11 protein-coding genes are annotated in these 12622 nt (G+C 62.5%); 1 reads left to right on the forward strand and 10 read right to left on the reverse strand.

Annotation, left to right across the window (positions count from 1 at the left end; all coding sequences use genetic code 11):
• Window positions 1-35: 35 nt before the first annotated feature.
• The 10 genes from allE to hemL form a co-directional block, all read right to left on the reverse strand.
• Window positions 36-785 (reverse strand): (S)-ureidoglycine aminohydrolase, encoded by a 750-nt coding sequence (gene allE / locus J3L12_RS06545; protein WP_208014246.1) that lies wholly within the window; start codon window positions 783-785, stop codon window positions 36-38.
• The gene (locus J3L12_RS06550) at window positions 782-2125 is read right to left on the reverse strand and encodes an allantoinase (protein WP_208014247.1); all 1344 of its coding nucleotides are present in this window, start codon (window positions 2123-2125) and stop codon (window positions 782-784) included. The genes allE and J3L12_RS06550 overlap by 4 nt, the downstream gene beginning before the upstream one ends.
• 48 nt (window positions 2126-2173) lie before the next feature.
• Window positions 2174-3406, reverse strand: coding sequence for an allantoate amidohydrolase (locus J3L12_RS06555; protein WP_208014248.1), 1233 nt, complete (start codon window positions 3404-3406; stop codon window positions 2174-2176).
• Window positions 3407-3432: 26 nt separating this feature from the next.
• Window positions 3433-3789, reverse strand: coding sequence for a hydroxyisourate hydrolase (gene uraH / locus J3L12_RS06560; RefSeq protein ID WP_208014249.1), 357 nt, complete (start codon window positions 3787-3789; stop codon window positions 3433-3435).
• A gap of 9 nt (window positions 3790-3798) precedes the next feature.
• Window positions 3799-5115 (reverse strand): urate hydroxylase PuuD, encoded by a 1317-nt coding sequence (locus J3L12_RS06565; RefSeq protein ID WP_208014250.1) that lies wholly within the window; start codon window positions 5113-5115, stop codon window positions 3799-3801.
• Window positions 5116-5133: 18 nt separating this feature from the next.
• The gene (uraD, locus tag J3L12_RS06570; protein WP_208014251.1) at window positions 5134-5631 is read right to left on the reverse strand and encodes a 2-oxo-4-hydroxy-4-carboxy-5-ureidoimidazoline decarboxylase; all 498 of its coding nucleotides are present in this window, start codon (window positions 5629-5631) and stop codon (window positions 5134-5136) included.
• Between the two features lie 229 nt (window positions 5632-5860).
• Complete coding sequence (locus tag J3L12_RS06575) at window positions 5861-6625, reverse strand: ABC transporter permease (protein WP_208014252.1); 765 nt, start codon at window positions 6623-6625, stop codon at window positions 5861-5863.
• Window positions 6622-7425: an ABC transporter ATP-binding protein gene (locus J3L12_RS06580; protein WP_208014253.1), complete on the reverse strand. Its 804-nt coding sequence runs from the start codon at window positions 7423-7425 to the stop codon at window positions 6622-6624. Before J3L12_RS06580 ends, J3L12_RS06575 begins: the two co-directional genes overlap by 4 nt.
• A 70-nt stretch (window positions 7426-7495) precedes the next feature.
• Window positions 7496-8470, reverse strand: coding sequence for an ABC transporter substrate-binding protein (locus J3L12_RS06585; RefSeq protein ID WP_243455009.1), 975 nt, complete (start codon window positions 8468-8470; stop codon window positions 7496-7498).
• Window positions 8471-8710: 240 nt separating this feature from the next.
• Entirely contained in the window at window positions 8711-10015 is a 1305-nt protein-coding gene (gene hemL, locus J3L12_RS06590; protein WP_208014255.1) for a glutamate-1-semialdehyde 2,1-aminomutase, read from the reverse strand.
• 518 nt (window positions 10016-10533) lie between these two features.
• Here hemL and J3L12_RS06595 point away from each other — a divergent pair.
• The gene (locus J3L12_RS06595; protein WP_208014256.1) at window positions 10534-12570 is read left to right on the forward strand and encodes a molybdopterin oxidoreductase family protein; all 2037 of its coding nucleotides are present in this window, start codon (window positions 10534-10536) and stop codon (window positions 12568-12570) included.
• Window positions 12571-12622 lie beyond the last annotated feature (52 nt).

A 12622-nucleotide genomic window follows, 5' to 3' on the forward strand; every position in this document is an offset into this window, starting at 1 on the left:
GAAGGCGGTTTCCGAGCGCCAGCGCTCCTGCCGCCTCAGAACAAGAGCTCGAGCGAATGCCGGTTCACGTCCTTGTAGATAAGGTACTTGCTGGGGGTTTTGCCCAGCGCACCAAACCACTGCGGGCAGTACGAAGCCATCCAGATTACGTCCCCGGCCTGTACGGTGTACCAGGCGTCGCTCAGGCGGTACACCCCCCCGCCCTGCAAGAACAGTAGGCCGTGCTCCATCACGTGGGTTTCCACCAAAGACAGGTGCGCTCCGGGGGCGAAGGTCATGGTGTTGACGGCCATATCGAAGGAAAAATTATCGGGCAACAACAGCCGAACCTGGAGCGCTTCATCGCCCATCAGGGGGCTGCTGGGGATATCCGGCTCGTGGCCCAGCACCAGCCCCGGCACCTCGGCCCCCGCCAGGGCCTGGTAGGGTTTGTCGAAAATCACCATTCGGCTGGGCGATTGTGCCAGGAAGCGGTGAGGCGTGTTGGCCGGCAGGTAGGCGTAGTGATGGGGCCGGAGTGGGTGCCTGGCGCCCCCGACCTCGAGGGTTAGCTCGCCCTCCAGCACGTAGGCAAAGCGCTGGATGTCCAGCAGGGTCATTTCCCCGGTGCCCCCCGGCTGCATTTCTACCGTGTACATCTTGAAACGGGCCCCCAGCTCAGGGGCAATGTGCACGATGCAGGCCGTGTTGATCCAGCCCGGCAGGGGGGCGCGAACAAAGGTATCGGGGGTCAGCAGGGCATGGTCGGGGGTTACGCGGGTACGGGTAAATCCGGTCAGGCTCATGGTTTCCTCGTCTGTAAGCGAACCTCGCTTGGTCTGGCTATTGTACCGTTCAGATACACTGGCTCGCCCCGGAGCCAGGTGCTCTCCACGCGCCCCCGGAAGGTCTGGCCCAGGTAGGGCGAGAGCGGGTGCCGGTAGCGCAGGTCGGAAGGGGTGAGGGTATGGCTTTCCAGGGGGTTGACCAACACAAAATCGGCATCCGCACCCACCGCAAGCCGTCCCTTATGGGGCAGGCCAAAGCGTTCGGCGGGCTGGTGAGCCAGCAGCGCGGCTATCCGCTCCAGAGGCAACCCCCGCCGATAGAAACCCTCCTCGAGCATGACCGCCAGCGTGGACTGTACCCCGGCAATCCCACCCCACAGGGCGAAAAAGTCTGCGCCCTGTTTCATCTCGGGCGGGCTGGGGGAGTGGTCAGAGCCGACAATGTCCACCACGCCCTTTTGCAGCTCGGCCCAGAGCCGGTCTTGCTCGGGCTTGCTCCGTAGCGGCGGGGCGCACTTCCCCACCGCCCCCAGGCGCTCCAGGTCGTCCTCGGTAAAGGCCAGGTAGTGCGGGCAGGTCTCGAGGCTCACGTCCACCCCCCGGGCCCTGGCCTCGGCGGCCAGCGCCACCCCGGCCCCCGAGCTGATGTGCACAATGTGCAGCTTGCAGCCGGTTTCCTGGGCCAGCACAAGGGCCCGCCCGATGGCCTCGAGCTCGGTAAACACCGGACGCGAGGCCACATACTCGCGCCAGGTCTGGCCCCTGGCCCGCATTTTGGGGGTGAGGTAAGCGGTCAGCGACTCCGACTCGGCGTGTACCGCTACCGGCAGGCCTAGCCGGGCCGCCGTGCGCATCCCCTCGTAAAGCGTGCCGTCGTCGCAAGCCGGGAACTCCGGCAGGCCCGAGTTGCACATGAAAGCCTTGAAGCCGATCACCCCCCGTTCGGCCAGCTCGGGCAGGCGCTCCAGGTTGCGGGGGGTGAGGCCCCCCCAGAGGGCAAAGTCGGTGTATGAACTGGCCCGCATGGCCGAAAGCTTCTGGTCGAAGGCGGCGCTATCTAAGGTGCAGGGCAGCGAGTTGAGAGGCATGTCGAAAAAGAGCGTGCCGCCCCCCACCGCGAAAGCGGCGCTACCGGTCTCGATGCCTTCCCAGTGGGCCTGCCCTGGCTCGTTGAAGTGCACATGCACATCCACCAGGCCGGGAAAGACATACCGGCCCTGGGCCGATACTTCCTGCCGGGCAGGCTCGGCAATCTCCGGGCTCACCTGCACAACCTGTCCGTCCAGCACCCCCAGGTCGGCTTGCTGAAGGCCCGCTGGGGTCACCAGGTTTCCACCGCGCACAATCAGATCCAACATGCTCACTCCGTCAATCCAGGGTTTGAGGCCTGGGGTTCACCTGCCTGATCAAAATGGGCCATCAGCCATTTTACGCAAAAAGGCCAGCCCCACCCGCACCGCAGCCTCCACATCCTCCGGCCAGACCGACTCCTCGGGATGGTGCGAAAGGCCCCCCGGGCTGCGCAGGAAAAGCATGGTGGAGGGGCACAGCGAGGCCATAATCATGGCATCGTGCCCCGCGCCCGAGACCAGATGATGCACCGGGTAGCCCTCGGCTTCCAGCGCCTGCGCCAGGCGTTCGTTCAGGGGGGGGTCGCAGGGCACGGCGGGCTGTTCGTAGCGGGTCTGGTAGAAAAGCTCGAGGCCCCGGCGCTGTGCAACCTGCTGGGCCCGGGTGATGAGGTTGGCCACCGCCAGGCTGCGCACCTCGTCGTAGGCGTGGCGCACGTCCAGGCTCATCTGCACCTCCCCCGGAATCACGTTGGCGGCTCCTGGCAGGGCGGCAATCATGCCCACTGTGGCCACCAGGCCGGGCTCTGCACGGGCTTCGCGTTCCACCAGGGTCATCCACTCGGCGGCCCCGGCCAGGGCGTCGCGGCGCAGGGGCATGGGGGTAGTACCGGCATGGCCGGCCTGGCCGCGAAAGGCCACCTCGAGCCGACTCTGGCCCACAATGGCCTCCACAATGCCCAGCGGATACCCCTGGGCTTCCAGCACCGGCCCCTGCTCGATGTGAAACTCCAGATACCCTTTCACCTGGGCCGGGTTGTAGGCGGCCTGGGGAATCTGGGTGGGCTCAAGGCCAAATGCCCGGATGGCCGCTTCCACGGTCTGCCCCTCGGCATCCTGGAGCTTCAAAAAACCGGCCTCAAACCGGCCCGCCACCGCCTTGCTTCCCAGAAAGGGCACCCCGTAACGCACCCCCTCTTCTTCAGAAAAGGCGATCACCTCGAGGGCAAAAGGTAGCCGCTGACCCTCCAGGCCCTTCACCAGGGCCAGGGCCAGCATGACCCCTAGCGGGCCATCGTAGGGGCCCGCGTCGCGCACCGTGTCCACGTGCGAGCCCATCAGAAAGAGCGGGGCGTCCGGGGTCTGGCCGGGGTAGTGCCCGATCAGGTTCCCCACAGCGTCTATTCGCACCGTCATGCCCAGCTCGAGCATCCAGCCTGCCAGGGCCTGGTGTACCTCCCGCATGGGCGGCGATAAAAACGTTCGGGTCAGACGGCCCGCTTCCTCCGTGTAGCACGCAAGCTGCCGGCAGCGTTCGATGGCTTCGTGGGCGAGTTGGCGAGGGTTCATCGGGAGGATTGTACCCCTGGCCGGGCTCAACTCCCGCGGTAGGTGCTGTAGCCATACGGCGAAAGCAGCAGGGGCACATGGTAGTGGCCTTTGGCATCGGCAATACCGAAGCGGATTACCACTTCATCCAGAAAGGGGGGGTCGGGAAGGGTCACCCCCTGGGCCTTGAAGTAGGCCGCCACATGGAAAACCAGCTCGTAAAGGCCCACCGGAAGGGTTTCGCCCGAGAGCAGAGGGGCATCGGTTCGGCCATCGGCATTAGTGCTGGCGGCGGTGACGAAGGTGCGCTCGCCTGCTGGGCCCAGGCGGTAGAGCTCGAGGTCGAGCCCCGCCGCTGGCCTGCCGTGCGCGGTGTCGAGGACGTGGGTCGAGAGTCGGGCCATACAGCTATCCTAAGGCCCTTTAGCCCCCTGGGCCACCCAGGCCCCCAGCTTGGCCCGCTGCTCGGCGGTCATGGGCGGAACCCCCGGCACCACCAGGGGCATGTACTGGGTGTCCACCGAGACCTGTTTGATTTTCTGGGCATAGCCCACAATCTGCTCGGGGGTGTCCAGCATCACCCCCCCCGGCGCCGAGGCGAAGCCTGGCTGGGTGGGCCGGGCCGCGTGGCACATCTGGCAGTGCGTTTGGATGATGGCCTGCACCTCGGCGAAGGCCACCGGCGGATGGGCTAGAGCTTCGGCGCTGGAGCGCGGCGCGGTCAGGTAAAAAGCTCCCAACAGCAGGGCCGCCGCCAGCACCAGCAGGTAGGGCATGGCCCCTCCTTCCAGCAGGGTCTTGTGGTGCTCTTTCTCGGTGATGTTGATGAAGTGCCGCACCGCCACCCCGGCCACAAAAAGCAGAATCAGTATCAGCCACTGAGCCCCCCCGCTGTAGGTCATGGGGAAGTGGTGGGCAATCATGGTAAAGAGCACCGGCAGGGTGAGGTAATTGTTGTGACGTGAGCGAAACTGCACCCAGTTGACAAACTCTGGATCCAGGGTCTCGCCGTTTTGTGCGGCCCGCACCAGCTTCTTTTGCGAGGGGATAATTACGAAAAAAACATTGGCCGCCATGATAGTGCCCAGCATGGCCCCAATGTGCATGAAGGTGCCGCGCCCGCTAAACACCTGCCCCAGCCCGTACGCGGCCCCGGCCACCAGCACCCCCCCCACTAGCAAGAAGAGCGCCGGGCGGTAGAGTAACTGGGTACTCGAGAGGGCCAGGTAGATCAGCCAGGCCGCCAGCAAACTCCCCACCGCCAGCGCAATGGCGGCCCCGTCCGGCAGGGTGCTGCCGGGGGGCAGCAGGATGGCGCGAGGGTCGGCATAGTAAACAATGATCAGGAGCAAGAAGCCCGTGACCCAGGTTAAGTAGGCGTCCCATTTGAACCAGTGCAGGTATTTGGGCAACTGTGCGGGCGCGGTCTTGTACTTTTCCAGGTAGTAGATGCCGCCCCCGTGAATGGTCCAGATGTTGCCCGAAAGCTCGGCCCGCACCCCCTGGCGCTCGAGGGCATTTTCCAGAAAGATGAAGTAAAAACTAGCCCCAATCCAGGCGATACCGTAGATGATGTGGAGCCAGCGCACCACCAGGTTGAGCCATTCTCGGGCGTGGGCCTGCCAGCCGTTGGCCAGGGTCAGGTAGAGGCCTAGCACCAGAACCAGCAGAAGCGCCAGCAGCCAGGGCCATTTGATGATTCGCAAGCGGTCGTGGTCGAGGATATTCATGGTCAGTTTGGATTGAGTCTAGCCCTGACCAAGCAAATCGGCAAGCCGAAAACGGGCAATTTTGTAGATTTCGGCCAGGGCCGTTTGCAGCTCTTCCTCGGGGCGGTTATGAAGCCGCGCCTCCATTGCTGCAAACACGTCGAGCTTGTCCTTGCCGCGCACCGCCAGAATGAAGGGAAAGCCAAACTGCCGGGTGTACTGCTGGTTCAAGCGCTGAATATGGTCGTATTCTGCGGCACTCAGGCTGTCGAGACCGGCCCCCTTCTGTTCCTGCACGGAGGCTTCGGCCATGCGGGCCCGGCTGCCGAGGTCGGGGTGGGCCCGGATCAGCGCAAGCTGGGCCTCCTGCGGCGCTGCTTCCACACAGCGCACCATGGCCCTGTGCAGCTCATCCAGGCTCTGCCAGGGACGGCTCTCCCAGGCCTGCGCGGCAATCCAGGGCGAGTGCTCGAACACCCAGCCCACCGCTTCCACAAAGGCTTCACGGGAAAGCTGGTTGATTTCGGCTAGGGTCATACCAACCTCACCTGAACACTTCACTTTGATGAGCCCGTACACCCTGCAACACCCATTGCCGAAAGCTTAAAGCCAAAGGCTCTAGGAGGGGTATGTGGATCAATATGGCTGGCCTGTAGGGTGCTTGTCCGAATCACCATAAAATTCCTTCAGGTGTCGAGGGTCGAAGGGTCTGGTGCCTGAGGGTCTCCGGCTATCGGCTACCTGTGATTTGAGCTTTCGGCCCCGTTCACGCATGCTGGCTGCGGTAGGCCCAGCCCACCAGGCGACGTTCCAGAATGGCAAAAACTGCGTACAGCACAATGCCCATCACGGCAATCACCAGCAGGCCGCCAAACACCAGCGGCACATTGAACTGCGAGCTGGCCGAGGTCATCATGTAGCCGATGCCCTTCTGCGAAGCGGCAATTTCCGAGATGACCGCCCCCACGAAGGCCAGCGTGATGGCCACCTTGAGCGAGGCAAAAAAGTAGGGCATGGAGAAGGGAATGGAGACCCGGGTGAAGGCCTCGAGGCGGCTCGAGCCCAGCACCCGCAGCACCTCGCGCAGCTCCGGGGGAACCGCCGCCAGCCCCGTCGCCACATTGACCACAATGGGGAAAAACGAGATCAGAAAAGCGGTCAGGATGGCCGGCACCGTCCCGATGCCAAACCACAGCACCAGCACCGGCACCAAAGCGGCCTTGGGTACGCTATTGAAGCCCACCAGAATGGGGTAAAGCGCCAGGTTCAGGGGCTTGGAGGTGCCCACCGCAGCACCCAAAAGCACCCCCGCCACCACCGCAATCCCAAAACCGGCCAGGGTTGTCCAGAGGGTCTGCCAGGCATGGCCCATCACCACCCCCCAGACCGGCAGCAGCGACTGGATGGCCTGCGAAGGGGCCGGCAGCACAAAAGGGGGGATTTTGAAAAGCCGCACCGCCAGCTCCCACACCACAAAAAGCCCCACCGTTGCCGCCACTGCAATGAGGGTATCCCGGGTACGCGCGTTCACGCCCCCACCCCCCGCAGACCGCTGATCTGGGTACGCATCCCGCCGATCTGCTCACGCAGCTCCTTGACGATGTGGGCAAAGTCGTCTTCGTAGGTGAGCTCGAGGGCCCTGGGGCGGGCAAACTCCACCTTGCGTGAGTAGGCGATTTTGCCGGGCCGGGTGCTCATGGTGTAGATGGTATCGGACAGGTAGACGGCCTCACGCAGGTCGTGGGTCACCAGAATCACGGTGGGCTTGCGGCTCATGTACAGCACCTGCATGGCCTGCCACAGCTCCTCACGGGTAAAGGCATCCAGGGCCGAGAAGGGCTCATCGAGCATCAGGATTTCGGGCTGGTGGATGAGGGCGCGGCACAAACTGGCCCGCTGCTGCATACCCCCTGATAGCTCCCAAACATGGGCATTCTCGAAGCCCGAGAGCCCCACCGAGGCCATCAGCTCGCGGGCGGCTTCGACATAGGGCCTGGGGTTCTGGCGGTACTGCTGCTTGTGCGCCGGCGAGACCTCGAGGGGCAGCAATATATTTTGCAGGATGGTGCGCCAGGGCATCAGGGTGGGGTTCTGGAAGGCCATCCCGATGCTGGCGATGGGCCCCTTTACCGCCTTCCCATGCACCGTCGCGCTTCCCTCGCTGGGCAGACGCAGGCCGGAAATGACCCGTAACAGGGTGGATTTTCCACAGCCCGAAGGCCCTACAAAAGCCACAAACTCGCCCTGGGCGATGGAAAGGTTCACCCCCTCTACCGCCAGGTAGCCGTTGTCGTAGCGCAGGCTAACATTGCTGAGCTCAATGAAGGACATGTTTGTACCTTGGCCTAGAGTTTAGCCTGCCGGGGGCGGGCGGTCAAAGGCTACTGTTTTGTAGCAACTATTATCGCGCCGGGCCGGTCACCCGCCGGTCGGCAATGGGCGGAAGGAACCGCTCGCTCCAGACCTGCTCCACCTTCAAGGTAGTGGGTAGCTCGAAGGCCTTGGCTACCGCGCGAATGTTGCGTTCGACCCGCTCCCGCCGCACCGAACCCAGCCCGAAGGCCCGGCTGTCGGCGGTCAGCACGTGGGAGTTGAGGGCCAGCAACAGACGCTCGCGTTCCAGGGCTTCGTTGATGAGCCCATCCCGCCGCTTAACCGCAGCAATGCCCTCGTCGGGGTTGGCAATCACGTCCTTGAAGCCCTTGACCAGAGCCCGCAAAAATGCCGAGACCGCCTGCGGGTTGGCCTGGGCGAAGTCGCGCCGCACCACCACCGCGTTGCCATAGAGATCCTGGGTGTAGTCGCCGTACTTGAAGATGACCATGTCCTCTGGCTTCACCCCTACGTTGCGCAGGTTCAGGAAGGAGGTGAAGTAAAACCCGGTAATGCCATCGGCCTGACCACGGGCCAGGGTGGGCTCCCGCAGGGGCACATCCACGTTAATAAAGTTGACCTTGCTGGCGTCTATCCCCACCGCCTCGGCAAACACCGGGAACAGCCTGCGGCCCGCATCCCCCGCCGGGGCAGCCAGGGTTTTGCCCACCAGATCCGCAGGCCGGGCAATGCCCTTGCCCTTGATGGCAAACACCGCCGCCGGGGTGGTGTTGTAGACCATGAAGACCGCCAGGAGCTGGTTGTTGGGGTTACGGGTATTGAACTCGATGAGCGAGTTGAAGTCGGCAAAACCCATGTCGTAGTTGCCCGCGGCAATCTTGCTGATAGCGTCTGCCGAGCCAAAGCCCCGGTCAATGCTGACATTCAGGCCCTCCGCAGTGTAGTAGCCCTTGTCCTGGGCCAGCAAAAAAGCAGCCGTGGGGCCCTGGAAGGCAAAGTCGAGGGTGAAGCGCACGTTGGTGCGCTGTTGCGCTAGAGCCATTCCAAGGAAGATCCATAAAAGAATGAGGACACCTCGAGACCACATACCAAACCTCCTCCGGTGCGGAAACACCTGGGCAGAGTATATGAACGGGCCTTACCGGGTGTCAACGGCAACCCGTGAAGTTACTGGGCAGTTTTTCCCGCCCAAAGCAGCTATAAGCCAAAATCAATACAAAGTGTTAGTAGATATAAGCACGTTTGGCGCGTTTTGTAAGCACACGTTGCAAAAGTGAGCGGTTCATAGCTCCCGCACCGCCTGCTCTACGACCTCCAGGGTGCGCTCGAGGTCGGCCTGGCTGTGGGCCGCCGAGAAAAACGCAGCCTCGAACTGGCTGGGCGGCCAGTACACCCCTCGTTGCAGCAGGCCGTGAAAGAACTGTTTGAAGCGCTGGGTATCTGAAGCCACCGCCTGGGCGTAGGTCGAAACCGGCCCTTCTCGAAAAAACGCCGTAATCATGGAGCCAACACGGTTGATGGTGGTGGGGAGGCCCGCTCGCGCGAAGATCTGCTCGAGCCCTGCTTGCAAAGCCTGACCGTAGTGCTCGAGGTGTGCGTAGGGGGGCGCTTCAAAGAGTATCTTCAGGGTTGCTATTCCCGCTGCCATGGCCACCGGGTTGCCACTCAAGGTTCCGGCCTGGTACACCGGGCCCAGCGGGGCCACATGCTGCATGACTTCGGCCCGACCCCCATAGGCCCCTACCGGCAAACCCCCACCGATAATCTTGCCCCAGCAGATGAGGTCGGGCTTCAGCCCCAAGAGCTCTACCGCACCTCCCTGGGCCAGGCGGAAGCCGGTCATCACCTCGTCGGCAACGAGCAGCGCCCCGTACTGCTGGGTGAGCCGGTGCAGGGCCTCCAGGAAGGCCGGTGTGGGGGCCAGCACCCCCGCGTTGCCCACCACCGGCTCGAAAATCACCGCCGCTATTTGTTCGCCGTGCCTGGCAAATAGGGCCTGGAGGCCTTCGGGGTCGTTGTAGTCGGCCACCAGGGTCAGTTCAGCAAAAGCCTGAGGCACCCCGGCGCTCGAGGGGGCGCTCCTGGCCGTACCCCCGGCCCCGGTCAGAAGCCCCGAGCCTGCCTGCACCAGCAGGCTATCGGCGTGGCCGTGGTAGTTGCCGCGGAATTTGACGATCAAGTCTCGCCCGGTGTAGCCTCGGGCCAGACGCAGGGCGCTCATGGTGGCCTCGGTGCCGCTGCTGACAAAGCGAACCTGGGCCGCAACCGGATAGGCCCGCAAGACCAGCTCGGCCAGCTCAATCTCTCGTTCAGTAGGGGCTCCGTAACTCAGACCTTCCTCCAGGGCTTCCCGGATGGCCGCCAACACCTGGGGGTGGTTGTGGCCCAGAATCATGGGCCCCCAGGAACCCACATAGTCGAGGAGCTCGTTGCCGTCGGCATCCCAGAGATAGGCTCCCTGCGCCCGGGCAATGAAGCGGGGGGTGCCCCCTACGGCCTTGAAGGCCCGCACTGGAGAGTTGACCCCTCCGGGGATGACCCGCTGGGCGCGGGCAAAGAGTTGAGCAGAGCGTGGGGTTTCGCGCATGCCCAGACCTTAGCACTCTCGGTCTTTTCTTAGCAACTCACCCCATGTGACCGGGCACCTTGACACCTTGATCTGCTGGAGTTCCTGAAAGGCAGCCAGATATAGAGCGCCCTTCTACAAAAAACCGAGCCATCCGGGATTAGAAATCTTTCGCCCTGAACAGAACGTGGCCGCCGGGAAACTCGAAACTCAAGCACCCGTGGGCCGGGCTCGGCTCAGGCTTGGATGCGTAACATGCGTCTGGGCCAAGTCGCATTCGCGTTTTCTTGGGCGGCTACATCTTGTCTACAACACTAGATGGCGTGCCAAATATATATATAGAAGGTTCTACAAAACGTTAAAGTGATTTTTTACAGATGCTCAAATTCAAATTTGCTATTTGCAGATTTTAGTTGTTTTTTTGCATTTTGTTCACAATTTTTTTGCCATTTGCCCATATTATTCTTGACATCTGTTTCAGTCTTGCTATACTTCTGCTTAGTGAGAGGCAGCGCAGGCCCCTCTCACCCATTCCCTAAATGCTTGCAGAAATAACGCGTATCGTCACCCATTGCCCTTTTTGTGCGGTGCAGTGTGGGATGCAGGTTGGCGAGGATGGTCAAGCAATTCCTCTTCCTCACCCCATTAACAACGCCAAGCTGTGCGTCTTGGGCTTGAGCAGTGGGGCCCTGATGCGGCACCCGGCGCGGCTCACCGCACCTTTGGTGCGCAAGGGGGGAAGACTAACCCCTTGCACCTGGGAAGAAGCCTTGGATGTGACCGCCGAGGGGTTTTTACGCATAGCCCGCACACGGGGTTCGTCCGCCCTGGCGGTGTACGGGAGCGGTTCCCTCACCAACGAGAAGGCCTACCTGTTGGGCAAATTTGCTCGTTTAGCCCTAAAAACGCCACATGTGGACTACAACGGTCGCTATTGTATGTCCGCTGCGGCCACAGCGCAAAACCTGGCTTTTGGCCTGGATCGAGGGCTGAACCGATCACTAGCCGATCTGGCCCATCACGACCTGATTGTGCTGGCCGGTTCCAACCCCGCAGAGTGCTTGCCTATGCTGATGCCCTATCTTATGGCAGCCAAGCGAGCCGGAACCCGCTTCATGGTGATCGATCCGCGCCATACCCTCAGCGCAAACCTGGCCGACCTACACCTGCCTCTCAGGCCCGGCACCGATCTGGCCCTGGCCAACGCTCTGTTTAGACAGGTGCCCAAGAACAAAGCCTTCATTGAGGCGCACACCCATGGCTTTGAGGAGGCGCTAAAGGCTGTGGAAGGCTCTACCCTCTCCTGGGCTGCGGGGGTATGCGATCTGCAAGAAGACGCCCTCGAGCAAGCCGTAGCGCTGCTATCTCAAGCGCAAAACCCCCTCATCCTCACTGGACGCGGGGCCGACCAGAATGTGCGGGGGGTGCGCACCACTCTGGCCTACATCAACCTGGCCCTCGCCCTGGGAGGGTCTTTCGGAACTCTAACCGGACAGGCCAACGGCCAGGGTGGGCGTGAGGTGGGTCAGAAAAACGACCAACTCCCGGGCTATCGTTCGATTGAGAACGCCGATGACCGGGCTGCGGTTGCCAGGGTCTGGGGGGTTCTGCCCGGAGTGCTGCCAGGCAAAGGAAAAAGCGCCTTTGAGATTCTGGAATCCATCGCGCAGGGCGAAATTCGGGGGCTGTTGGTTCTGGGAAGCAACCCTGCGGCCTCGTCGCCACAGGCCGACCGGGTGAGAACGGCACTGGCCCAAGCTGAGCATTTGGTGGTGATCGATCCTTTCCTGTCCGAAACCGCCGCCCTGGCCCAGGTGGTTTTGCCGGGGAGCCTTTGGTTTGAGGAAGAAGGCACCACCACCAACCTGGAGGGCCGGGTGGTGCTGCGCCGAGCCTTGCAAGATCCGCCTCAAGGCGCCCGGCGAGACTGGGATATTTTGATAGAACTAGCCCACCGTCTGGGGGCCGAGGCCTACTTCCGCTATGCCCGCATAGAGGACGTCTACAACGAGCTACGCCAGGCCACTCGAGGGGCAAAGGCCGATTACTTTGGCATCACCTATGAACGTCTGGCGGCTGGTGAGACCCTTTTCTGGCCCTGTCCACATCCCGATCACCCTGGTACCCCTCAGCCCTTCACCCAGGGCTTTGCCCACCCAGACGGTAAGGCCCGTTTCTTCCCGACCCCCTATAGCCCTGCGGCTGAAGCGCCCGACAGGGAGTTTCCGCTGATCCTCACCACTGGACGGGTGCTTTACCACTACCTAACCGGCAACCTGACCCGACGCATTTCGCGGCTTTCCAAGAAATGCCCTGATCCCTACATAGAAGTCCATCCGGAGACTGCTACACGGCTCGGGCTGGCAGAGGGCCGGCCTTGCGAGGTGCAAAGCCGTCGGGGAAAGGCCAGGTACACTGTGCGCACCAGCCTGAAAATACGCCCCGACACGATTTTTGTGCCCTTTCACTGGGAGGGCCCTTCGGCCGTCAACCGGCTGACCAATCCAGCCCTCGACCCCGCCTGCCGGATGCCCGAGTTCAAGTTTGCTGCCGTAAAGCTAGCACCTGCGGAGTAACCTATGGAGAAAACCTGCTCTTACCCTTCCTGCTCTTGCACCCAGCCCAGCG

Source organism: Meiothermus sp. CFH 77666 (genome assembly GCF_017497985.1).
In the GTDB taxonomy this organism is placed as follows: Bacteria; Deinococcota; Deinococci; order Deinococcales; family Thermaceae; genus Meiothermus.